29 protein-coding genes and 2 pseudogenes are annotated in these 23,281 nt (G+C 38.6%); 8 read left to right on the plus strand and 23 right to left on the minus strand.

Annotated features, from left to right (window positions below):
- Positions 1 to 7: 7 nt before the first annotated feature.
- The 3 genes from ACWYN3_RS33770 (at position 8) to ACWYN3_RS33780 (ending at position 1,087) form a co-directional block, all read left to right on the plus strand.
- Positions 8 to 187 carry a hypothetical protein gene (locus ACWYN3_RS33770; protein ID WP_456218147.1) on the plus strand — a complete coding sequence of 60 codons (180 nt, stop codon included), beginning with the start codon at positions 8 to 10 and terminating at the stop codon, positions 185 to 187.
- Between the two features lie 113 nt (positions 188 to 300).
- Positions 301 to 687 (plus strand): membrane dipeptidase, encoded by a 387-nt coding sequence (locus tag ACWYN3_RS33775; RefSeq protein WP_456218148.1) that lies wholly within the window; start codon positions 301 to 303, stop codon positions 685 to 687.
- On the plus strand, positions 623 to 1,087 hold the full coding sequence (locus ACWYN3_RS33780) for a dipeptidase (protein ID WP_456218149.1): 465 nt from the start codon (positions 623 to 625) through the stop codon (positions 1,085 to 1,087). Before ACWYN3_RS33775 ends, ACWYN3_RS33780 begins: the two co-directional genes overlap by 65 nt.
- Before the next feature lie 84 nt (positions 1,088 to 1,171).
- On the opposite strand, the gene ACWYN3_RS33785 is transcribed toward ACWYN3_RS33780, so the two are convergent.
- The 12 genes from ACWYN3_RS33785 to ACWYN3_RS33840 form a co-directional block, all read right to left on the minus strand.
- A complete protein-coding gene (locus tag ACWYN3_RS33785; RefSeq protein WP_456218150.1) occupies positions 1,172 to 2,212 on the minus strand; it encodes an acyltransferase family protein in 1,041 nt (346 codons plus the stop codon).
- Positions 2,213 to 2,389: 177 nt separating this feature from the next.
- The gene (locus tag ACWYN3_RS33790) at positions 2,390 to 3,133 is read right to left on the minus strand and encodes a RagB/SusD family nutrient uptake outer membrane protein (protein ID WP_456218151.1); all 744 of its coding nucleotides are present in this window, start codon (positions 3,131 to 3,133) and stop codon (positions 2,390 to 2,392) included.
- A complete protein-coding gene (locus ACWYN3_RS33795; RefSeq protein WP_456218152.1) occupies positions 3,073 to 3,618 on the minus strand; it encodes a hypothetical protein in 546 nt (181 codons plus the stop codon). Before ACWYN3_RS33795 ends, ACWYN3_RS33790 begins: the two co-directional genes overlap by 61 nt.
- On the minus strand, positions 3,615 to 4,181 hold the full coding sequence (locus ACWYN3_RS33800) for a RagB/SusD family nutrient uptake outer membrane protein (RefSeq protein WP_456218153.1): 567 nt from the start codon (positions 4,179 to 4,181) through the stop codon (positions 3,615 to 3,617). Before ACWYN3_RS33800 ends, ACWYN3_RS33795 begins: the two co-directional genes overlap by 4 nt.
- Before the next feature lie 25 nt (positions 4,182 to 4,206).
- Entirely contained in the window at positions 4,207 to 5,172 is a 966-nt protein-coding gene (locus ACWYN3_RS33805) for a hypothetical protein (protein WP_456218154.1), read from the minus strand.
- The gene (locus ACWYN3_RS33810; RefSeq protein WP_456218155.1) at positions 5,169 to 6,692 is read right to left on the minus strand and encodes a TonB-dependent receptor domain-containing protein; all 1,524 of its coding nucleotides are present in this window, start codon (positions 6,690 to 6,692) and stop codon (positions 5,169 to 5,171) included. The genes ACWYN3_RS33805 and ACWYN3_RS33810 overlap by 4 nt, the downstream gene beginning before the upstream one ends.
- A complete protein-coding gene (locus tag ACWYN3_RS33815; protein WP_456218156.1) occupies positions 6,677 to 7,777 on the minus strand; it encodes a TonB-dependent receptor plug domain-containing protein in 1,101 nt (366 codons plus the stop codon). Before ACWYN3_RS33815 ends, ACWYN3_RS33810 begins: the two co-directional genes overlap by 16 nt.
- A 166-nt stretch (positions 7,778 to 7,943) precedes the next feature.
- The gene (locus ACWYN3_RS33820) at positions 7,944 to 8,159 is read right to left on the minus strand and encodes a FecR domain-containing protein (RefSeq protein WP_456218157.1); all 216 of its coding nucleotides are present in this window, start codon (positions 8,157 to 8,159) and stop codon (positions 7,944 to 7,946) included.
- Positions 8,149 to 8,637, minus strand: a complete 489-nt coding sequence (locus tag ACWYN3_RS33825; RefSeq protein ID WP_456218158.1) for a FecR family protein — start codon at positions 8,635 to 8,637, stop codon at positions 8,149 to 8,151. Before ACWYN3_RS33825 ends, ACWYN3_RS33820 begins: the two co-directional genes overlap by 11 nt.
- Positions 8,618 to 8,998, minus strand: coding sequence for a hypothetical protein (locus ACWYN3_RS33830; protein ID WP_456218159.1), 381 nt, complete (start codon positions 8,996 to 8,998; stop codon positions 8,618 to 8,620). Before ACWYN3_RS33830 ends, ACWYN3_RS33825 begins: the two co-directional genes overlap by 20 nt.
- 63 nt (positions 8,999 to 9,061) lie before the next feature.
- A complete protein-coding gene (locus tag ACWYN3_RS33835; RefSeq protein WP_456218160.1) occupies positions 9,062 to 9,163 on the minus strand; it encodes a hypothetical protein in 102 nt (33 codons plus the stop codon).
- A 14-nt stretch (positions 9,164 to 9,177) separates the two neighbouring features.
- Entirely contained in the window at positions 9,178 to 9,648 is a 471-nt protein-coding gene (locus tag ACWYN3_RS33840) for an RNA polymerase sigma factor (RefSeq protein ID WP_456218161.1), read from the minus strand.
- Positions 9,649 to 10,207: 559 nt separating this feature from the next.
- Between ACWYN3_RS33840 and ACWYN3_RS33845 the strand changes: the two genes are divergently transcribed.
- From ACWYN3_RS33845 to ACWYN3_RS33855, 3 genes are all read left to right on the plus strand, one after another.
- A complete protein-coding gene (locus ACWYN3_RS33845; RefSeq protein WP_456218162.1) occupies positions 10,208 to 10,687 on the plus strand; it encodes a hypothetical protein in 480 nt (159 codons plus the stop codon).
- Positions 10,688 to 10,694: 7 nt separating this feature from the next.
- Positions 10,695 to 10,955, plus strand: a complete 261-nt coding sequence (locus ACWYN3_RS33850; RefSeq protein WP_456218163.1) for a hypothetical protein — start codon at positions 10,695 to 10,697, stop codon at positions 10,953 to 10,955.
- Between the two features lie 137 nt (positions 10,956 to 11,092).
- Positions 11,093 to 11,845 (plus strand): hypothetical protein, encoded by a 753-nt coding sequence (locus tag ACWYN3_RS33855; RefSeq protein WP_456218164.1) that lies wholly within the window; start codon positions 11,093 to 11,095, stop codon positions 11,843 to 11,845.
- Positions 11,846 to 11,871: 26 nt separating this feature from the next.
- Here ACWYN3_RS33855 and ACWYN3_RS33860 read toward each other — a convergent pair whose 3' ends face one another.
- Positions 11,872 to 12,159, minus strand: coding sequence for a helix-turn-helix domain-containing protein (locus tag ACWYN3_RS33860; RefSeq protein ID WP_456218165.1), 288 nt, complete (start codon positions 12,157 to 12,159; stop codon positions 11,872 to 11,874).
- 399 nt (positions 12,160 to 12,558) lie between these two features.
- Between ACWYN3_RS33860 and ACWYN3_RS33865 the strand changes: the two genes are divergently transcribed.
- Positions 12,559 to 14,085, plus strand: a complete 1,527-nt coding sequence (locus ACWYN3_RS33865) for a hypothetical protein (RefSeq protein ID WP_456218166.1) — start codon at positions 12,559 to 12,561, stop codon at positions 14,083 to 14,085.
- Here ACWYN3_RS33865 and ACWYN3_RS33870 read toward each other — a convergent pair.
- Positions 14,075 to 14,651, minus strand: a pseudogene (locus tag ACWYN3_RS33870) (thymidine kinase). The gene ACWYN3_RS33865 and the pseudogene ACWYN3_RS33870 overlap by 11 nt on opposite strands.
- 101 nt (positions 14,652 to 14,752) lie before the next feature.
- Between ACWYN3_RS33870 and ACWYN3_RS33875 the strand changes: the two are divergent.
- The gene (locus ACWYN3_RS33875; protein WP_456218167.1) at positions 14,753 to 15,925 is read left to right on the plus strand and encodes a hypothetical protein; all 1,173 of its coding nucleotides are present in this window, start codon (positions 14,753 to 14,755) and stop codon (positions 15,923 to 15,925) included.
- On the opposite strand, the gene rodA is transcribed toward ACWYN3_RS33875, so the two are convergent.
- The 9 genes and pseudogenes from rodA to purH all read right to left on the minus strand — a co-directional run bounded on the left by rodA (position 15,918) and on the right by purH (position 23,224).
- Positions 15,918 to 16,658 (minus strand): rod shape-determining protein RodA, encoded by a 741-nt coding sequence (gene rodA, locus ACWYN3_RS33880; RefSeq protein WP_456218168.1) that lies wholly within the window; start codon positions 16,656 to 16,658, stop codon positions 15,918 to 15,920. The genes ACWYN3_RS33875 and rodA overlap by 8 nt on opposite strands.
- Before the next feature lie 52 nt (positions 16,659 to 16,710).
- Positions 16,711 to 17,190 carry an FtsW/RodA/SpoVE family cell cycle protein gene (locus ACWYN3_RS33885; protein WP_456218169.1) on the minus strand — a complete coding sequence of 160 codons (480 nt, stop codon included), beginning with the start codon at positions 17,188 to 17,190 and terminating at the stop codon, positions 16,711 to 16,713.
- Positions 17,191 to 17,194: 4 nt separating this feature from the next.
- Entirely contained in the window at positions 17,195 to 17,677 is a 483-nt protein-coding gene (locus ACWYN3_RS33890; RefSeq protein ID WP_456223251.1) for a penicillin-binding transpeptidase domain-containing protein, read from the minus strand.
- The gene (locus tag ACWYN3_RS33895; RefSeq protein WP_456218170.1) at positions 17,670 to 18,158 is read right to left on the minus strand and encodes a penicillin-binding transpeptidase domain-containing protein; all 489 of its coding nucleotides are present in this window, start codon (positions 18,156 to 18,158) and stop codon (positions 17,670 to 17,672) included. The genes ACWYN3_RS33890 and ACWYN3_RS33895 overlap by 8 nt, the downstream gene beginning before the upstream one ends.
- A 17-nt stretch (positions 18,159 to 18,175) precedes the next feature.
- Complete coding sequence (locus tag ACWYN3_RS33900) at positions 18,176 to 19,141, minus strand: penicillin-binding transpeptidase domain-containing protein (protein WP_456218171.1); 966 nt, start codon at positions 19,139 to 19,141, stop codon at positions 18,176 to 18,178.
- A complete protein-coding gene (locus tag ACWYN3_RS33905; protein ID WP_456218172.1) occupies positions 19,041 to 19,658 on the minus strand; it encodes a rod shape-determining protein MreD in 618 nt (205 codons plus the stop codon). Before ACWYN3_RS33905 ends, ACWYN3_RS33900 begins: the two co-directional genes overlap by 101 nt.
- Positions 19,659 to 19,673: 15 nt before the next feature.
- Complete coding sequence (gene mreC / locus ACWYN3_RS33910; RefSeq protein ID WP_456218173.1) at positions 19,674 to 20,483, minus strand: rod shape-determining protein MreC; 810 nt, start codon at positions 20,481 to 20,483, stop codon at positions 19,674 to 19,676.
- Between the two features lie 105 nt (positions 20,484 to 20,588).
- Positions 20,589 to 21,612, minus strand: a pseudogene (locus ACWYN3_RS33915) (rod shape-determining protein).
- Positions 21,613 to 21,700: 88 nt separating this feature from the next.
- Positions 21,701 to 23,224, minus strand: a complete 1,524-nt coding sequence (gene purH / locus ACWYN3_RS33920; RefSeq protein ID WP_456218174.1) for a bifunctional phosphoribosylaminoimidazolecarboxamide formyltransferase/IMP cyclohydrolase — start codon at positions 23,222 to 23,224, stop codon at positions 21,701 to 21,703.
- Positions 23,225 to 23,281: the final 57 nt, after the last annotated feature.

Raw genomic sequence — 23,281 nt, forward strand, 5'->3', positions numbered from 1 at the left:
TAAGCTGATGTTTACTATAGATGCACACCTCGATTTAAGTATGAACGCACTGGAATGGAACCGCGATTTGCGTTTACCAGTTTCGGCTATTAATGACAGAGAACAAGGACTAACAGACAAGCCGGACAGGGCTAAAGCAGTAGTCTCCTTGCCTGAACTGAGAAAAGGTAAGGTAAGATCGGTTTAGTTGTTGCCACCCAAATTGCACGTTATGTAGCTCACGGGAATAATTTACCTGGCTGGCATTCTCCTGAACAGGCCTGGGCACAAACTCAGGGGCAGCTTGCCTGGTATAAAGCTATGGAAGATGCGGGAGAAATGGTGCAGATCAACAATCTCGAAAGTCTCGAAAAACATGTTCTTTTATGGGAAAATGAACTGGCAGATGAAAAGAAACCCATTGGTTATATTTTAAGCCTGGAAGGTGCAGATTCTATTGTAAGCATTCAGCATCTGGAACGCGCCCATGCTAATGGGCTTCGTGCTGTCGGGCCGGCACATTACGGGCCAGGCAGATATGCACAAGGTACTGATGCCACAGGATTTATGGGCCCAAAGGGTCATGAACTCCTGAAAGAGATGGAACGTTTGAATATTATTTTAGATGCGACACATTTGTGTGATGATAGTTTCTGGGAAGCATTGGATCATTTTAACGGATACGTTTGGGCTTCACATAATAACTAACTGCAGAGCTTTAGTCAATCACAATCGTCAGTATAGTGATGGACAAATTAAAGCACTGGTTGAGCGTGGTGCAGTAATCGGCCTGGCATTGGATGCCTGGATGATGGTTCCAAACTGGGTTCGTGGTCAGTCTACACCACAAAATATGCATTGTAACCTTGAAGTGATGGTCAATCATTTAGATCATATTTGTCAGATTGCCGGTAATACACTACATGTTGGCATTGGGTCAGATCTGGATGGCGCTTTTGGAAGAGAACAATGTCCGTACGATGTGGAAAACATAGCAGACTTACAGAAAATACCCGGACATTTAGAGAAAAGAGGATATACAGCAGAGGATATAAGAAATCTGATGCAAGGTAACTGGCTTCGTTTCTTAAGAAAAGCATGGCTTTAAGCTATGTTAGAACGGCCTGTTGTTATTAACTAACAAGTTATCCACATAAAATGTGGATAACTTGTTAGTTTCAAAATCTGAGCATCAGACTCTGATATAGATTTTGCGTCTGTCAAGTACGTAAGCCACCAGCCAACACACTAGCATAAAGTTGATTGCAAATAACAGGGAGCCTATAGGGCCTGGTGCAATAATCTGGAAGAAATGAACATTTATCCACTTACTGAAATGTAATTGTGGAAAAAGTAAATCGATAATGATCAGTAATAAGTCTGCGACGATATAAATGAACAAAGGGTTTTTTCCAAAAATCACGAAGAATTTTGTCCACTTAACAGCTTGTCTGACCTCAATAATATATAGCAGGAGACCAATAATCATCAGATCAAGTCCGCAGGTTATCAGTACAAATGAGCTGGTCCATAATTTCTTGTTGATCGGGAGTACTGAATTCCAGCAGATAGCAACTAAGACCATTAAACTTCCCACAAGGAAAAGTTTGGCAATACTTTCATATCCTTTCCCTTTTTCCTGAATAAATTTACCGGCAAAGTATCCGATAATCACATTCACAATGGATGGGATTGTGCTGAGTATCCCTTCTGGATCGAAAGCAATATGTTTACCATTCATGAAATCACCATGATACAAATGAGAATCTCCAAGCACAAATCTATCCAGGTAATACCCAGCATTTCCTGTCATGGTTAATTCTGCACCCGGATCTCCAAAAACTAATAAACAGACCCAATAACCTACCAGGAAGAGCACACTCATCCAGATGACTGTTTTTCCTGATAAGTAATGGATCATTAGCGAAGCAATTCCAAAACACAGCGCTATTCTTTGTAAAACACCCATAATACGCGTGTTTTGTATGACTGCAAAAATGATGTTTCCCTGTTGATCATGTTTGAAAAATGGAAACCAGTAAATCAGGAAACCGATAAGGAAAATTAGAAAAGTACGTTTGAATATTTTTAGCAGTACCTGGGAATTGTCTATCTGGCTGAATTTTTTCATAGAAAAGCTCATTGCATTCCCTACTGCAAAAAGAAAAGAGGGAAAAACCAGGTCGGTTGGTGTAAAGCCATGCATGCCAGGCAGCGTGTTCAAGAATGCCAAAAGGTATTGCGCCTTTTCCAGGTGTATTTACAATGATCATGAAACATAAAGTCATGCCACGGAATACATCCAGTGAAAGAAAACGCTCGGTTAGTGGTTTCATAGGCTTAATAGATTTATTCATTTGTTGAACAGGAACTCCTTTTAAAGATAGGGAGTTCCTGAATTAATTTTCTGCTAATTGTACCCGGGGTTTTGAGTAAGTACTTTTGCACTGCCACTCACACTCAGGTCGATCTGACGCTGAGGAATAGGGTAATACTCATTTCTGCCAGTTGTGAATTTTCCTCTTCTTACATCAGAAGTTAATTTCCCCTGGTAATTAAAATAGGCGTTCAATTCTTTTTCTGCAAGACCCCAGCGTACCAGGTCAAAAAAGCGATGCCCTTCCATAGCCAGTTCTATTTTGCGTTCATAATAGATTGCACTCAGTGCATAAGCCTGACCCTGGCTGGCAAAATCACCGGCAGGGTATTCACTGACCTTATAGTTTGCTGCGGGGATTTCAGAGAATCCTTCAAGCGGATTAGTATCATCTTTGTATTTATAAACCCAGCCTTCTTTATTTGCAGCTCTCGCCCTTACTCTGTTTACATACTGTTGTGCCGTAGCCAGGCTTCCTGCCTGAGCTTCACATTCAGCAGCCTGCAATAATACATCTGCAAAGCGGATAACCAGGTAATTGATTGCTGATCCCGGTGCCCATGTAGTTTTGTCAGCATCAGTTGCAGCAGTTTTTTGCCAGTATATATTTTTCTTTGGCCCATAAGGTCCGCCGTAGCTCTGATCTCTGATCCACGAGGCGCCCGGGTAATTTCCCCAGTCCAGGTAAGGTACGCCACGTCGGCCCGCAGTCCAGTCTATCCTTGGATCAAGTGTTCCCTGATCAGGAATGAACTCTGTACCTCCACCAATACCCATGTCGTTTTTAACCGCATAGTCATTGTAATTGGAAAGATAGGGGAACCTGTCACCTCATTAGTTCTAAATCTGTTTACTAAATCAATTGAAGGCTGGAAGAAACCACAGCAGCCAAAAGGGCTGCCCCCGTAAGGGAAATTCAGCATATCCCCGTTATTACCACTAGTTGGTCCTGAAGGATCTGCATTAGCTGCCATTTGTATGGTAAATACTTCTTCCGGATTGTTTTCCTTACCAGGTATGAAATTATCTTCAAATGAAGTATTCAAGTCATACTTTTTACCACTGCTGGTTGCTCCTGAAGAGATCACTACATCAAATATCGCTTTAGCTTCTGCATATTTTTTTTGATATAAGTAAGACTTAGCCAGGTAAGCTCCGGCAGCCCATTTATTTACTCTGCCTATTTCGCCCTGTGTTCCAGGAAGATTCTCATAAGCAAATTTGAAATCAGTGGTGATCTTAGTCCATAAATCAGTACTCACAGGCTGATTAAAATCAGTTGTAGTTTCATCGATCCATGGTGCATTGTTCCACAGTTTTTTAATTTCATTTCAAAATAGAAGTGCGCTCTTAGAAACCTTGCCTGTCCGGCAATAGTTTTTGCTTCTTCAGGCGTGATGTCAGTTGCTCTCGCTAAAAATTTCAATACGTTATTTGTACGGGAAACACCTTCATATAGTGCTTTCCATTTTCCGTTATAAAAAGCATTGTTCGGATCAGAATAGAAGTTTGCAATAGGATCAATGGCAGGTTGGTCAGAACCATCACTGCCTTTAGAGGCATCACCGCCAGCAATAGATCCAAAAACCCAGTTGCTTGGTGAGCCCTGCCAGGCTTCACCACCACCCAAACTCTGATTACTTCCCTGCATCCCGTATAAGGCTGCATAAGATCCAATCAGTAATGAGTTTACTCCGTTTTTATTGGCCACCAGTTCTTCAGATACAGAGCCTAAAGGAGGCTGCTCCAATGCTTTTTTACATGAATAGAATAATTGTCCTGTAAAGACCAGTACAGTTAACAAAATAAATGTAGATTTCTTCATCTATATTTTTTAAACCAAAGGGTGATTAAAAGGATAAGTTTAAACCTAATAAGAAAGTGCGTTGACTAGGGTAAGAACCATCATCTACACCATAAGCAGTTTGTTGTCCTGTTTCGCTCGAAGTTCCAATCTCAGGATCGACACCTGAATATTTGGTAATCGTAAATAAGTTGGCTCCCGACAGGTAAACTCTTAATTTATTAATTCCTATTTTCTGTAGTCTTGCTGAATTAAAAGAATAACCAATCTGAGCATTCTTTAATCTCAGGTAAGAGCCACTTTCAACAAAGTAAGAGTTTGGAACAGCGTTAGTACCGAAAGAGTTCGCTGTTTCCTGAATAGGCGCTTTTGCATTATGATTTTGAGGAGTCCACGAATCGTATAAAGCTGTTTTGCTTTTTGCACCTCCAAATGATGGATTGAAATCTGTCCACCATTTTACCTGGTTCCAAATAGAGTTTCCTTGTACACCATAGAAGAAAGCACTGAAATCCCAGTTATAAGTTACACCTAAATTTAAACCATAACTGTAGTCCGGATTTGCATTGCCCAGAAATGTACGGTCATCGGCAGTAATACGGCCGTCACCATTCGTATCAGCATATTTAAAGCGTCCTACACCTATATCGGTCTGGTAAACGTCATTGGGATTACCGGTAGCTGCCTGCGCCTTTTTATTAGCCGCATCAACTTCTTGCTGAGAATTCCAGAAACCCTCTGTTTTATAGCCGAAGAACTGGCTGATCGGATGTCCTACCGCATTACGGATAATATTGCTTCCATCAAAACGACGGGCGTCTACATCATAATAATCAGAACCACCAGAAATCTTTTGAATCTCATTATGATAAGTAGTAATTGTAGCAGTTGCATTTAGTTTCACTGAGCTGCTCACCTGAGTGTTACCTGAAACCGAGATATCAAAACCATTGTTTTTCATCTGGGCTATGTTGACAAACGGAACTTTGGCTGCACCGCTTGTTCCAATCATTTCGGGATTATATATAACAGATCCTTGATGTTTTTACGGTAATAGTCGGCAGAGATTTCAATATGCCCGCCGAATAAAGTAGCATCAAAACCAAAATTTGAGTTGATGTTTTTCTCCCATTTAGCACCCGGATTACCTGTTTGATTCTGATAGAAACCAGAAACAATATTGTTCCCCCCACCAATTGCATAATAAGAAGTCCCTACAGCGCTTCCGAAAGTAGTGAATGAGTTACCACCGCTTACGTTAAGCTGATTTCCCATGATACCATAACCACCTCTGATTTTCAGGTCAGTGATCCATTTTACATCTTTAAGGAGCGGTTCCTGAGAAACTCTCCATCCTGCACTTACTGCCGGGAACCAGCCGTATACATTTTCAAGGAACTTAGAAGAACCGTCACGGCGGAGTGTTGCACCTATCAGATATTTATCATTATAGCTGTAATCTACTCTTCCAATCAGGGAAAATAATGTATTAGCTGTCCTGGCACTGGTAGTTTTCATTGGACCACTGCCTGTTGAAAGATTCGTATAGTCCGGATCAAAAGAAAAGTACCCTTGATTAGTTCCGGTTGAAACATGCGTGTTTTCTTTGAAAAATTCTGTTCCGGCCACTGCTTTGATGCGGTGTTTGCCAAATGTCTTGTTAAAAGAAAGCGTATTGGTCCAGCTGTAATTATAGCCATCCAAAGCAGATTCAGTATAAGAATTAATGGATGAGTTCTCCGAATTTTCGTATGTCGGATAAACAAATGCACGGGTAGCACCAGAATAATTCTCTCCGCCAAACTGTGTACGTAAAGTTAGAAAATCAGTTAGATCAGCCTCTGCAAAAACATTTCCGAACAACCTGTTCTGTTGTGATTTATTATTTTTGATACGTTCCAGCATAGCCACAGGATTATAAGCATCGCCCAGATTACCACCATAAGATCCTGCAAAGTTTCCCATAATATCTCTTACTGGAATAATAGGCTGCTCTCTAAAGGCATGACCAATGGCATTATCACCACTTAATCCGGAAATCTGAGGATTGTTAGTGATGGAATAAGCAAGGTTTTCGCCTACTCTGATTCGTTTACTAATGTTATACTGACTATTTGAACGGATCGTATATCTTTTCAGATAAGTATTTAAAAGTGTTCCCTGCTGATTGAAATAGTTAGCAGAAAATAAATAATTCCCCTGGTCAGATCCACCTGTTATAGCCACATTCTGACTGGTAATTGATGCGGGTTTGAAGATCTCATGATACCAGTCTGTTCCTTCTTTATTAGCCCTGGTAATACGATTAAAGCCATTGTATTCGTCAGAAGAAGTGTAAAATGGTTTTAGTTTATAAAGTGAAGGATTTGTTCTTGGATCACCTTCTTTAGCACCTGCAGGTAAGATATAGTCAGGCAGTATATAAGCCGGGCCGCTTCCATACAAAGAATCTGTAAAATCTGTTACTCCAGAATTTGTCCTTGCCAAATGCTTAAGATCTGCCATTTCCTGAGGAGTCAGGGTATATTCCATACATTGCCGCCTTTAGGACGTTGTGTCCCATAATATGCGTCATAACTTACGGTTACTTTACCCTTACCTTTTTTAGTCGTGATCACAATAACCCCGTTTGCAGCTCTTGATCCATAAATAGAAGCTGATCCGGCATCTTTCAAAACCTGCATCGTCTCAATATCATTTGGATTCAGGTCTGCGATACTTTGGGTAGGCACACCATCTACAACATATAAAGGATTATTATTCCCGAAAGTATTGACACCCCTGATTCTCACCTGGGGCTCTTCTCCTGGCTGTCCTGAGCCTAATACGGTCACACCCGAAGCCTGACCTTGTAAGAGATTATTAACTGATGAGGTAGGCTGTTTGATCATTGATCCCACATTTACTACCGATACAGCACTGGTCAGATCTTTTTTTCTTTGAGTACCATAACCCACAACGACAACTTCTCCCAAGGACGTAAGCTCTTCCACGAGCTGTACATTCAGGGTAGTGCGTCCGTTGACAGGGACAGGGATTTCTTTGGCTGTGAAACCGATATAAGAGAATATCAATATCGCATCCGGCGATGGTGCAACGATAGCGTAGCTACCATTTCCATCAGTAGTGGTACCAATTTTAGTGCCTTTTACATTTACACTTACACCAGGCAATGGCTCACCTTTATCAGAAGTTACCTTTCCTTTTACAGTGATTTGATTTTGATTAGCCAGTATACCAGATGATAATCCTGAAATATCTTTCTCATAAAGCAGGATCTGGTTGTCCTCCACTTTATAATAAATATTTAATGGAGTTAAGGTTTCATCAAGTAGCTGTCCCAGGCGCTTGTTTACTGCATTTACAGTAATCTTACGCTGAGCTTTGATTACAGTTGAGCTGTATACAAAATTGACACTGGTCAATTGCTGTATCTCATTCAGAATCTGTTTAATCTGGCCCTGATTGATATTAATGGAGATTTCTTTATTTAATATTTCCTGCCCCGTAACATTCTTTGCGAATGAAGTGCAGGTGAATAAAATGCCAAGAAAAATTTGTGTCATGGATATCCGCATTGCTGTTTTGATTAAAGCAACAAATCGCTTTTTTTTCATACCTTTAGAAGTTTTTGTTCGTTAATGTGAAAATTTCGTACAGAGATTATTGGCTGGCAATGTTGGGGAACTTTGTCAGCCTTCTTTTTTTGAGGAATTTGGTTAGTAGACTTTTACATGGTCCATAGGCTAATTGATTTTTGGTTGGTTAGGTTTAGTTGATCGGTTATTTTGTTTTGATAATTATTTTAGTACCTGATATTTCATAATGGGCCTTTATCGTATGGCACAACAGGTCTAGTTTCTTATATAAATTCTGTTTGGAAATATCTCCTGTAAATGTATTGTTGTAGAGCTCCTGGTCTTCAATAATGATCCCAATCCCATAAGTAGCCTGCAGCTGATTCAGAACTTCTGTTATAGGAGCCTCTTCAAAAAACATAAGTTGCTTTAGCAATTTTTTGATTACCAGCAGTAATTATAGGAATAGGGTCTGCCACTAAAGTGGTCTTAAAATCATCATTGTCTTTAGTATAGGTTGTTTTCTGATTAGGAGTGAGTACCACTTTTTTCTCCTGGTGAAAGAGGTGCTTAAGATGTAAGTGCTGATCCTCATTTCGGGAAACCATTACTTTTCCGGTTTTTACAATTACCTGCGTTTCATCAGTTGATGGATTGGCTTTAATGATAAAACTTGTACCAACTACACGTGTAATCACGTTTTTGTTATAGACAAAAAATGGTCTGTTTGGATTCTTACTGATCAGGAAATAACCCTCTCCGGTTAAAGATACTTCACGTATTTTAGCAGAGAAGTGCTCAGGATAAGATAAAGAAGATTGTGGCTGGAGTATAACGACACTACCATCTTCCAGTTTAAGCTCTAAAGGATTGCTACTGTTATTTTTCTTTTCCAGCATATTTGCCAGAGACTGAAATTTTAAATATTGCGGGTTTTGATGATTGTACAGAAGAGAGATATCCTGTAAACAGGGTCAGTGCAGAAATGGCAGCAGCAGCAGCAAACCAAACTATCCTGGGTAACCTTTTAACCGGGGTTAATTGCTCTTCTAAGGATGTGTCTTCATCACTGATACAGGTTTCAAGGTTGATCCTATCCCACAGTTTCTGCTCAAGCGTGGGTAATTCGTTTGGATAAATTTCCTCCAGATCATCCCTGTCAAGCATTCCATACAGTTTTTCAATCACTATCAGTTCCTCCACAGAACATTTGTTCTGTAAGTATTTTTCTAATAAGGAATGAAGGGCTTGTCTTTTCATTTGGTGCCTTTAAAGTATATGTACGTTTAAAGGATCTTATCCCTAAAGGAAAATAAAATAAATTTAAAATTTATGCAAAAAGATAAAAGAGAGCAAAATAAAGAGGTATTCTTTTAAATGGAAACGCATGCTCTTAATGGATTGTGTAATATGATATTCTACCACTTTTTCAGATATATTCAGTTGCTGGGAGATCTCTTTTTTGTAGAGCGGTTATCGATCCGGCTTAATTTAAAGATTTCGCCCGTTTTTTTTGGCAGTAAAGCGATTCCCTGATTAAGTGCTTTAGAAAGATCATTTACTAATACTAAATCGTCAGTACTATTAGCTATACTTTGTTTCTGACCATTCAAGTGATCCTGATACTTTTCTTTAACTAACTGGGATTTGTAATGATTTATGATGCTATATTTCAGACTTCCAAATAAATAGCAGTCCAGAGAATTTATAGTAATGGTCTCTCTTCTTCTCCAGAGATCTACAAATAAATTCTGCGTTAGTTCCTCTGCCAGTTCTTTATGGTAGATTTTTACATAAGCAGCTTTGTAAATCCCCATCCAATAACGGGCGTAAATTTCCTTAAAAGCTAGCCCATCACTAGCTTTTAGTAAATCTACCAACGAATTATCGGAGAGACTGGTGTATTTCATTGAAATTATATCTGGCAATAAAAGTTAATTATACTTTTAATTGTTTTAACATCTATTCGTGTAATTACACGGAATAAAAAAAAGGTTATTCGAGTTATATTGTAGAATATTTAATAATAACTGTTATATCCTTTAAAACAGGCTCTTAATTCTTGTAAATTTAAAGAGAAACTTGCTAAAAGCAATTTTTTTTTAAGTATCAAGGGCTTAAGTTAGCAATTTAATCAGTAATAATATTACAATACACATTGCTTTGGTTGTTTCATATATTTGTCAGGTAATATTGTTAATACATATGATAATTTATAGAAAGTAACAAGCTATTGTAATACTTAGACTTATAGGTAAAAATTAATGGTAGATTGAGTTAAATTTATTTTGATATAGAAAAAATATGTCCTATGTTTCTGTGTTTTTAATCAAAACTATTATTTTAGAGGTTTAAGTTCCCTAAGAACTATTAAGGCTATTTTTCAGGTTTTTGCAGACCGAATAAAGTTTCATCTTCCCGGAAGAAAGAAACCTGTTTTTATGTTTAAATCGTAATGGATAAGAAAAGATGGAAACAAAAAGACAAATTGAACTCAATTATACTCAGGAATTTAAAATTGCCTGTAAAATAAATAATTTGAAACCTGAAGAATTGCTGCAGTATTTTATCAGCCATGTTTCTTTTTATGCGTTCATAGGTGGTAACATGGAGGCAATTTATTTATGGGCAACAACGGTTTGCATTGACTTTAAGGAAGAGTATGGGGGAGAGCCTCATCCTGTGACTGACCACAGGATACAAGAGATTTCCCTGAAATATATCAAGAAGCTTACTGCTTTAAACATGAATTATGAAGCTCCTGAAACTTTAGAGAATTATAACAGTGTTTTTATTATGAAAGAATGGGCTGCTGAAATGCTTCCTGTTACAGATTATGAGAAGCAAGTACAGTCTAGTGATGGGGTGCTGCTTAATTTGACATTCGACTTTAATTTAGTATGCAGAATGAACGGGACAGAAATACAAGGGCTGCTCCAGTATTTTTAGGGTTTCTTTGGCAAGGGAGCGGGCTTTAAATCTTCATCAGTTAGTTAAAACAGATCCTAGTACAGCTTTCTTATTGCTGCTGCTTAGTAAACATGAAAACGTTAAGAATAAGGTCTTGCCCCAGCAGGAAATGTATAAGAAATTTGCTGCAGGATTATTGAAACTTGATGAAAAACAGGAGGAAGAGAGTAATTTTGAAAACAAAATAAGAAATTATAATATCTTTTATCTGGAGTGGTATAATGCGTTGAATAAGAATATCAATTGATTCATTTTTCTGATGATCAGTTCCGGTTAATTTTTCACCTTGATTACCTGAAGAAATATCAGTCAGGTATAATACACCAAAATTAAAATCCTGAGTCATGGACATGGTTATGCCTGTGAGGAATAAAAATAAATAATATGGACTCAAAAGAACGAGTTAGGTTAACCTATACTGAAGATTTCAAAGTGGCCTGTACTGTCAACAACCTGAAACATGAAGAGGTGTTGCAATATTTCATTAACAGGGTTTCTTTTTATGCATTTAACGGAGGCGAGATGGAGGCGCTGTCCCTATGGGCTACAAGTATTGTCGTCGATTGTAAGACTGAAGTTAACGGCGAAGTACAGGCAGTTACAGATCGAAAAGTAAAGCGGGTGTCTTTGAAATACATTCTAATGCTGAGTGAGCTAAACGATAATGCTTATTTGTCTACCGTAGATAAGATGAAAGAAAGTTTCCTGCTGATGAAAGAATGGGAAACTGATATGTCTCCATTGGTAGATTATCCCACCAGTTTTCAACTGGATGAATATCATTCCTTGTCACTTACATTCGATTTTAACCTGTTATGCAGGATGAATGGTGTTGCTGCAAGCCAGGTATTGCAATATTTTATGAATAATATTTCAATGGCACACGAAAGGGCTTTAAATCTGATAGAATTTAATAAAACTAATTCATGTATGTCTCTTTTTGGAATGATGAGACTTAGCCTTGGGGATAGAAAGAATAGAATCCCGATACATCAGGAAATTCATAAGTGGTATGGTGAAAAATTACTTTTACTGGACGACAGGCTGAAGAAAGAAGTAAGCCTGGAGAAAAGGACTGCTGTTTACAGGGCGTTTTATAAAGAATGGTATAACTCACTGCGAAAGAATATAAATTAACTGGTTTAACGGGTAATTAAGTTCCGTTAAACCAGTTTGTTTTTCAGACTATAGGTTTTTGTTTTTTTTTCGATCAGCGCTGCGTTCGGCAGGAAATCTCTTGGAGATAAACCGAAATGATCGGCGAATACATTGATGTGTTTCAAATTGTATTTTGCCGGATTACCGCTATTTTCGACATTGCCGATAAAGGATGCTTTTACTCCGATTATATAGGCAATATCTTCCTGTCTTAATTTCTTGTCAGCTCTTAATTTTCTGACGAAATCAACCACATGCTGTTCAATAAGATCGAGTTTTACCTTTCCTTCCATTTGCCGACTAAGTAATTTATATTCCCATTTATAATTATATATAAGTGTAATTATAGTGTATTTCTGTTATTTAAGTTAAATTATTGAAATTTGACAATATAATGTTGCTGATTTTAACCTGTTTCGTAATTGTAGAACCTCATTATCTTGTAATAAGAGATGATTCCTTTTAAACAATTTCTAACCCCTTCTGTGACAGAAGCTGGCCTTTAATATAATTGCAAAATAATTGAATGCAACAAGAGGATAAGATACAGAAAAAAAATTAACTGTATTATGTTTTGTAATTCTTACAAAAACCTCTACAAAAACTAATTCTGATGTATAGAAATATACAAAAGCCTGAATAATCACGTTCTTTCACTATATTTGTTACATTACAATTGACTTAAATTCTAAATGAATAAGACCATTGCTGGTTTGCTGGCTTTCAAACACCTGGATAGCCTTTTTGTTTCACTCCTGGGTTTTATCCTGATTTTAATTTATACCAGGCATTCTGGTATCGGGATTTCTCCGGATTCTATTGTCTACGTAAGTGTAGCAAGGAATATTAATGATCACGGTGCGTTGATAGAATACGGTTTTAATCCAGTAGTTGATTTCCCTGTGTTTTATCCGTTTTTTCTGGGTATTATAACTTTTTTTTCCAGAACAGATGCTGTCACCTTTGCACCATACCTGAATGCCTTCCTCTTTGCAGGCGTGATTTTTTGTTCAGGCTATCTGATCAGTTCTTTCAAAGAAAGCGGCAGGTTGTATAAAGTTGCCGTATTATTATCCATAGCAATCAGTCCTTCGCTATTCAATGTTTATAGCATGTTATGGTCTGAAACATTATTTATACTGCTAACCATTTTATTTATAGCAGTGCTTACAAGCTATCTCAGGACATATTCGGTTTCGGGGCTGTTGGTCTGTGCTCTTATTGCAGCAGTGGCCTGTGTGACACGTTATGCTGGTATTACGCTAATCGCAACAGGATTGATGATGATGGTTTTTGACCGTTCTTTGGAATGGAGCAAAAAAGTACTTCATTGTTTCATTTTTGGTCTGTTCTCTGTTTCGTTACTGATCGCGAACCTGGTTCGTAACAGCATAGTTTCCGGTCAGCTTACTGGTCCGCGAGAAGCAGGCATAACTTCTTTAAGAGATAATATTTTTTATTACGGAAAGGTATTCTGCTGGTGGTTTCCGGTTCTGGAAAATCACCCGGCAATTTATGTTTTAGTTTCTGTTTTCCTTTTCGTAATTATTTGCATCATATATTTAAAACGAAGCTGGTTTGCTGAAAATTATGCGACAGCAGAAAATTGCTTCATAGCCTCTTTTATTGTTTACACCGTATTCATTATCGGCGTTTCTACGCTTTCCCATTTTGAACAGATCAATAACAGGTTAATATCCCCGTTATTTATTCCGATGCTAATTGGAATTACCTGCTGGATACCAGGCACAGTCAGGAAGCTGACTGTGCCGTTACGTTATAGTGCTTTAGTATTTATCAGCTTGGCTACTATTGCTTTTCAGCTGGATGAACTTAAAAAATTAGATGAGATGTATCAGGAAGCCAGAGATTATGGAATAGCTGGCTATGCTGATGACTCATGGAGAAACTCGCAGACTTCAGCATTTCTCAGACAACATTCAGATGTTTTTAAACCTGGATATGAACTATACTCTAACGCTGCAGAAGCTGTATACTTTAACGGCGGACAAATAGCTGAGTCATTACCGCATTGTATTGATAAGAAGGGTATTTATAAATTTTTCCTGAAAAATGGGGTATATGTGATCTGGTTTAAAACAATAGATGAGCCAGAACTAATTGGTTTAACTGAACTGCGTAAGCGTGCACAAGTAACAAAACAATACAGTTTTAAAGATGGAGATATCTATTTTGTGAAGCCCTATCCTAATCTTTAGCATGAAAACACACTCTGCATCTTGGTTCGTAACTTTCTTTCTCTCCAAGCAGAATTTTAGCATCACTGGCTACCCTTCTAAAAGAATACATAGCAGGGCTGCCGCATCTTACACATACTGCGTTTACTTTAGTAACCAGTTCTGCAATAGCCATTAAGGCAGGAACGGGGCCAAAAGGCTGTCCGCTGAAATCCATATCCAAACCTGCTACAATAACCCGGATTCCTTTATTGGCCAGTTTATTACAAACTTCCGGCAATTCATCGTCAAAAAAATTGTGCTTCATCAATACCAACAACTTGAGTATCGGCTCTGAGTAATAAGATTGCAGATGAATGCGTTACAGGCGTAGCTTCAATAGAATTATAATTATGAGATACGACTGCAGTTTCGTCGTAACGGGTGTCTGTTGCAGGCTTATAGATCTCTACTTTTAACTTCGCGATCTCTGCACGCTTTAATCTTCTGATCAGTTCTTCCGTTTTGCCTGAGAACATGGAGCCGCAAATTACTTCAATGCTGCCGCCGTATTCTCCTCTGCTGTAATTTTGTTCGCTAAATAACATGCTGTATACTGGGGTGTAATGACCGGCGAATATCGAAATTTTGTAGTACTTTTGAGTGTTTAGTTATCAACATAAATCACTAATTCTTACGTTATAGTACTATGATGAACCAGGAGGACATATTCAAAAAGATAGGGCAGATACTCAATGAGTTAAATGATCAGTATCAATATTTAGCTCAGAATCCCCGTGAACTCAATGAATTAGAGCTTGAACTTTTTCTGGCGAATGCCAATTTTTTATCTGACCATGTCGATATAATCAAGAAGATAAATAGTGGTGCTGTCCAGCGGATCTTGTCCGGACATACAGAAACCATGCATGATGATGTGGCTGAACAACCTTCCTCTACACATGAAATATTACCGGCAAAACCTATCCTGGATGATATTTTTAAACTGGATAACGAACCGTCTAATTTTGAGTTTATTCTCAGTGAGAAACCATCCACAGATAAGTTTGAATTTGAAGAAAAGTCAGTAGATGCAATATTTGACAGACCATTAAGCAAAGAAGAGGAGCTGATTATCGCACAAAAGCAAAAACTGAGGGAAATGGATAGTTTGGGAATCCAATTGCCGGAAGATGATGAGGTGGGTCCTGAACCATTTTTGGTATCAGAAACAGTAGCAAAGGTTGAGGCTGAAGCAGCAGAAGCTGCTCATGAAGCAAAAGAAGAAATTGAACATACGGAAGAAGAAAAACATGAGGTAGCAGAAACAGTGCATATTGATGAGCCTGCGGAGCAAGAAATTAATCATGTAGCTGAACCAGTGGCAGTAGAATCTGTACCTGTAATTGAGCACATTCAAGAAGAAATTGAAGAGGAACCTGTTCCTGATTATAAAGCAGAACCAATTAAAGAACCTGTTTTTGCATTTGAGCCTAAGCCTGTTCAGGAAGAATTATTCGCTCCGGTGCAGAATCATACAGATAGTGAAACTGTAAAACCAGTTGCAAAGCCTACATTGAACGATATCCTGTCTGGTGGTGCTAGTACCTCCAATATTAACACGGAGAGCAGCAGGATCCAGATTAAGGACTTAAAACAAGCAATTAGTCTGAATGACAAGATGCGCTATATCAAAGATTTGTTTAATAGCTATAACCTGGCTTATGCCGAAGCAATAGACCTGGTCAATAAAATGCCTGACTTCAAGAGTGCAGATGAATTTTTACAACGCAATTATGCTGTGAAAAATAACTGGGCGGCTAAACAAGATACTGTAGATCAGTTTTATGAATTATTAAACCAGCGCTTTACTGTTAAATAAAGCCCATTCTATTTGAATCCAGTTTAAGGAAGATAAATAGTAATACCGTAAAACTCCACAAAGAAGAACCTCCGTAGCTGATAAATGGCAAAGGAATACCTATTACCGGGATGATGCCTATGGTCATCCCTATATTGATAAAGACGTGGAAAAAGATAATACTTGCCACACAGTATCCATAAACCCTTGAAAAGGTAGATCGCTGCCTTTCGGCCAGGTTAATGACTCTTAACAATAAAAAGATATACAATCCTATCACAACTGAACAGCCCAGGAAGCCCCATTCCTCGCCAATGGTTGAGAAGATGAAGTCGGTACTTTGCTCAGGTACATAACCGTATTTAGTCTGTGTACCTTCCAGAAAGCCTCTTCCGGTCAACTGTCCTGCACCAATAGCAATTTTTGACTGGATTACATTATAACCAGCACCTTTAGGATCTGTTTTCAGTCCCAGCATGATTTCTATACGGGTACGCTGATGCGGTTCAAGAACTTTTTCATAAGCGACTTTCACCAGAAATAAATAGGCAATGGCTATAATCGTAGCAAAGATCATGGAGAACATCATCTTTTGTTTTCTGCGGTTCTGATAAATAAAAAAACTGCCCACAACTGCAATAATTGGAATCAGAATATAGGAAGGGACAAGGAAATCAGCAATAAACAACACGATCATCCCCAAAAAAATCAAGAGGAAATAACCTGACAAACCTTCTCTGTACAAAGGAAACATAAAGGCAAGGAATACCAGTGCAGCATCCTGTATGTATCCGGTTGCAGCATAATCAACAAAAGAGGAAAAAACCTATAATCAGTCCGGCAAAGAAAATAGATTTAATATCAGTGAACTTGGGATTGAAATTCCCGACATACCTGGCAATCAGCAGTGCTGTACCAAATTTAGCCAGCTCAGAAGGCTGAAGCCTGAAAGCTCCTAAAGGAATCCATGCCTGGTTACCGGCAACTTTACGGCCTATGACCAGCACTGCCATAAGCAGCAGCATCGTAATCCCATAAACTATAGGTGAAAACACACTGAAAAACTTTGCATCAAGCAGCAGGATGGAGAACCCAAGGATTAACCCTGTGATGATATAAATCAGCTGCTTGCCGTAGTTACTGGCAAAATTAAATACTGCTGATGTATCCGGGTTATAAAGTGAAGCATAAATATTTACAAAGCCAATGGTACATAAAGCCGTGTAAATCAAGATTGTGATCCAATCTACATTAAAGAAGAAGCGGCTGCCTTGTTGCGTAGTCATTTGCTTAGTTAATAGTTGTTTTGTTCGTTACTATTTTATTTTCGGGCGAAGCCGGTAAGGTGGTTACAGGTTTAGCTGCGCTATCAGCACCTTTAGGAGCCAGCTTAATTTTAGGTTTCGGTACATCAGGTAAAACGACAACCTTTTTCATGACTTCTGACTGTGCCAGTCTGCCACCTGAAATTTTACCTGTCAGATATTTTTCTGTGATGTAACTAGCAATGGGGGCTGCGTAGACACCACCAAAACCGGCATTCTCTACAATTACAGCAATGGCTATTTTAGGGTTGTCACGGGGGGCAAAACCAATAAACACAGAGTTTTTTTTTCCGTGAGGGTTTTGTACTGTACCGGTTTTTCCGCACAGCAGGATGTTAGGTATGGCAGAAGCTCTGGCCGTACCATAAGGTGCATTTACTGCATCCTGCATTCCGTCAATTACAGGATCAAAATGAGCAGCATCAATATCAACCCAGTTTTTAACCAGATATTCTTTTTTTTACCTCTTTCTTTTCACCGATACCTTTAACCAGGTGAGGCTTGATATAATAACCCCTGTTGGCAATAATCGCCATAATATTGGCCATCTGTAGTGGGGTGGCACTCATTTCTCCCTGACCGATAGCCAGTGAAATTACTGTCGTATATCCCCAGTGTTTACCAAACCTTTTTGTATATTCTTCGGACGTGAATAATCTTCCTTTACGTTCAAAAGGCATATCAAGATCAAGTTTAGAACCTAAACCGAACTTGCGCACTTTAGCAGCCCAGGAGTCATAAGCCTCAATTTTGTTTTTGAATTTGCTTTGTGTCATCAGCTTCTGAAAGACATAGCAGGCATAAGTATTACAGGATCTTGCCAGACCTTTACGCAACGATATATTTCCATCTACGTGCTCGCAGCTTACAAAGTGGTTACCTGCCCAATAGCCACCCGGACAGTTAAAAGTCGTATTCGGATCAATCACACCTTCCTGCAGTGCGATTAAATCATCCAGCGGTTTTTAAAAGAAGATCCTGGTGAATAATATCCCGAAAGAGGTCTTACATTGAAAGGTCTGTTCGGAGAACGGAAAATATCCATGTAGTTATTTCCCTGCTGTCTTCCAACCATGAGGTTAGGGTCGTAAGTCGGGCTACTGACAAAAGCCAGCACTTCGCCAGTACCTGGCTCTATGGCTACGATACTTCCTACTTTATTTTTCAGGAGCTGTTCACCTAATTTCTGAATATCAATATCCAGTGAGGAAACCAGTGTTTCTCCCGAAATTGCCAGGGTATCAAACTTACCGTTCAGATAACTTCCCTGAGGTACGTTTCTTGCATTGTAAATTGTATTCTCGACCCCACGTTCTCCACGCAGTACATCGTTATACTGACGTTCTACACCTGATTTTCCGATATAGTCTCCGGGACGGTAATAACCTTCACTTTCTTCAATATCTTTATCTGAAACCTCTTTTACATAACCAAAAAACTGTCCGGCAACACTATCATCAGGATAATGTCTTACCGTTCTGTTTTGAGTCTCAAAACCAATAAAGCGGGAAAGTCTTTCCTGTAAAGCAGCGTAAGTTTGTACAGATAATTGTTTCTCAAATACAGAACGCTGGTATTTAGATTGGTTTCTTGCCTTGTTAAAGCGTTTGTGAAAGCCGTCCATATCAATACCGATAATTCGGCATAGTGCAAGGGTATCAAAGGGTTTGACCAGGCTGGGAGTGACCATCAGATCATATACAGGTTCATTCTGAACCAATACTTTATTGTTTCGGTCTGTAATTACACCACGTGCCGGAAAAGTATATTTTTTACGCAGTACATTACTGTTTGCAGACAAGAAATAACGGTCACTGGCTACTTGTATATAGAAAAGCTGCCCCATTAAAATAAGTGCAACTACTATGAACAGACCTTGTATGATATATTTTCGGTTGAAAAGATTCTCCATTAGCGCATTTTTTTCTATTATAGAAGATAAATTCTATCAATATAACAGTGAATAAAGTAAAGATACCGCTAAGCAGGCATCTTAACAAAGTATAGGAGAGTTCTGTTAATTTAAAAGCTTCTAATAAGAAAAGCACAAGATGATGCGCGAAGGTGCATAGTAAAGCGTATAAGCCAAACCACTTAAACCCCATATTACCCAGAGTAGGTTCTGGTTCATCAAAATTATCACGGCTTACTGTTACGGAAATGAACAAAATCCTAACAAAAACGAGTGTTACACAGGCAGCAGTATGCACACCTAAAGTATCATAAAAAGCATCCAGGGTTAAACCGGTACCAAAGGCTATAATGTATAAAACAGGATTAGGTATACTGAAAGGAAGCAGCAGTAAAAATAAGATGTAAGTGAAAGGAGTCGCCAGATCATAAAAGCTGAGGTTCCTTAACAAAAGAATTTGTATGGAAAGCAGGATGAACCACCTTAAGATATTGATTAATATGATTTTACTGTTCATTCGGCAATTTTGATTCTAATGCTTTTTCTTCCTCTGAGAATTTATTTTTACATATACATATTGTAAAGTACTGAAATCATTAAAAAGGTTAATCTGGATAGTCAGGAAATTATCCCCGGTCGAAATCCCTCTGTTACTGATTGTTCCTACCTGTATTCCAGGAGGGAATGATCCAAAACCAGACGTGATTACGGTATCCTTTAATTTTACTTTAAAATGGTTGGGAACATCTTTGATATAAGCTGTTCTGTAATCTGAGTTCCGGTCGCCCCATACCAGTGAACCTAATGCTTTTGTCGATTTGATGCTTACGCTGATTTTGGCATCCTTATTCAACAGGGATTCTATAGTAGCTAAATGAGGTGAAACATCACGGATAATACCAACGACGCCTCTGCCGGCAGAGATCACGGCCATGCCACTTTCTATACCATCCAAAGCTCCTTTGTTAATGGTGATCACGTTATTTCTTAAGGTGATAGAGTTTTTGATTACCCTTGCAGCAAGGTAAGTATACTGAACATGGGTCGCAGTATCTTTAACCACTGTGTTTTTGGCACTGTCAATATTTTTAAGGGCTAAAAGTGCAGTATGAAGTCTTGCATTTTCAAAGGCAAGGCTATCATTGACTGTGCCCAGATTCATGTATTTTTTAAATACATTCAATTTTTCATAAGCATGCCCTACAACCTCGTTTGTAGAGTTCAAAGTCACACTCCGCTGGTAAGCATTGTTTTTAACAGTAAGGATCAGACCAATGGTAAAAAAAATGACAAACAGGAAAAATGCGTTGTATCTGTTAATGAAAATCCAAAGGTTACGCATATTTCTTCATTCTGTATTGAAATACAGCCCTCATCTTTATTTTAATGATAAAATGTGAGCAGTTTTGAAGCTGCTCACATTTTTATGCTGTATGTGATGATTAATTTATTGCATTAAAAACTTATAGCCACCAATATTTTTCAGTGCGATACCTGTACCACGAACAACGGCACGTAAAGGATCTTCAGCTACGTGTACCGGAAGTTTAGTCTTAGCTGCCACGCGTTTGTCCAGTCCGCGTAATAACGCACCACCACCTGTCAGGTAAATACCAGTCTGGTAAATATCTGCAGAAAGTTCCGGAGGAGTAATCTCTAATGCTTTCAGAATTGCTTCTTCAATTTTAGATATAGACTTGTCAAGACAATGAGCAATTTCAGTATAAGAAACAGTAATCTGTTTTGGTACGCCTGTCATTAAATCTCTTCCCTGTACAGCGAAATCTGCGGGTGGATCAGATAATTCAGGTAAAGCAGCACCAACTTCAATTTTGATTTTCTCAGCTGTACGGTCACCAATCATAATGTTATGCTGACGGCGGATGTAATTTACGATATCTGAATCAAAGTTATCTCCCGCAACGCGGATAGACTGATCACATACGATACCAGAAAGCGCAATTACAGCGATCAGTAGTAGTACCACCACCTATATCGATGATCATGTTACCCATCGGCTCTTCTACGTCAATTCCGATACCTACAGCAGCTGCCATTGGCTCGTGAATTAAGTAAACTTCTTTAGCTCCGGCAATTTCTGCCGAATCTCTTACTGCACGTTTTTCAACTTCAGTAATTCCTGATGGAATACAGATTACCATTCTTAAAGAAGGGAACATCCAGCCTTTTCCACCGTTAAGCATACGGATCATACCTTTGATCATAGCTTCAGCAGCGTTAAAGTCGGCGATAACACCATCTTTTAGTGGCCTCACGGTACGGATGTTATCATGGGTTTTACCCTCCATCTGCATCGCCTGACGGCCTATTGCGATAATTTTATTTGTTTGTCTGTCAAAAGCAACTATTGAAGGCTCATCAACAACCACTTTATCATTGTGTATTATCAGGGTGTTGGCGGTGCCTAAATCGATGGCAACCTCTTGTGTGAACCAGTTAAATAAACCCATTTATAGGTGATAAGTTAAGTATTAAAAATTCTTGTATACTATTTAATGTAAAACTACGTCTTTTTATTGTATTCGCGCAGCTAAAAAATTAGTGCTTGAAATGTCTGATGCCAGTGGTTACCATTGCGATACCTTTTTCGTTTGCTTTGTTAACCGAATCCGCATCTTTAATTGAACCGCCTGGTTGAAGTACAGCTGTAATACCTGCATCAGCAGCAATTTCAACACAGTCAGGGAACGGGAAAAAGGCATCTGAAGCCATTACCGATCCGATTAAGCTAAAGTTGAAAGCATCCGCTTTCACAATTGCCTGTTTCAAAGCATCAACTCTTGAAGTCTGCCCAACACCACTCGCCAGTAAAGTGTTGTTCTTAACAAACACAATTGTGTTCGATTTAGTATGTTTCACAATTTTATTTGCGAAGAAAAGATCTTTTAGCTCAGCAGCTGAAGGTGATTTTTCAGTTACAGTAACCATTTGATCAGGTCCTTCGATGATTAAATCTTTATCCTGCTCAATTACTCCGTTCAATAAAGTCTTGAATTGTTTTTTACCTAATTCAACATGATTACGCTGCAAAATTACTCTGTTCTTTTTCGCTTTGAACAATTCAACCGCTGCTGACTCATAAGAAGGGGCAATTAAAACTTCGAAGAATAACTTGTTGATTTCTGTAGCTGTAGCCAGGTCAATTTCACGGTTTGCAATTAATACACCACCAAAAGCAGATACCGGATCACAAGCCAGTGCATCATCCCATGCTTGTCCGATTGTTTCTCTCGAAGCAATGCCACAAGCGTTAGTATGTTTTAAAATAGCGAAAGTAGGCTCAATAAATTCATCGATCAGGCTAACAGCTGCGTCAACATCAACCAAATTATTGTAAGAAAGTTCTTTTCCGTTTAATTTAGTGAACATTTCATCCAGGTCACCATAAAAAACACCTTGCTGATGTGGATTTTCTCCGTAACGAAGAGTTTTTGCTGTATTGATACTTTGTTTGAATAAAGTAAGCGGCTCTTCTGTGTTGAAGTAATTGAAGATTGCTGTATCGTAGTGAGAAGAAGTATGGAATGCTTTTTTAGCATAAGCTTTACGCTGTGCTAAAGATGTTTCTCCGTTTTGTTCTTCTAATTGTTGTTGTAAAGTTGAATAATCGTCTTTTGATGCTAAAATAACTACATCATTAAAGTTCTTTGCAGCAGCCCTGATCAGGGAAATACCGCCAATGTCAATTTTTTCAATAATTTCCTCTTCAGAACCACCAGCTTTAAGTGTTTCTTCGAATGGATATAAATCAACGATAACCAGGTCGATTTCAGGAATTTCATATGCTGCAATCTGTGCCTTGTCTTCCTTTAAGTTTCTGCGGTTTAAGATACCACCAAATACTTTTGGATGCAACGTTTTAACCCTTCCGCCTAAAATAGAGGGATAACCGGTCAGATCTTCAACAGCTGTAACAGGTAAATTCAAGTCTTTAATGAACTGTTCTGTTCCACCTGTAGAAAACAATTGAACACCTTGCTGTGCAAGCAAGCGAACAAGTGGTTCTAGACCGTCTTTGTAATATACTGAGATTCGTTTTTTGATCTTTATTTGTTGACTCATTGGGTGTGATTTTTGAGCCGCAAAATTATGATTTTTAAGCGATAAATTTTAGAGAGA

This window comes from Pedobacter sp. NJ-S-72 (assembly GCF_053890575.1).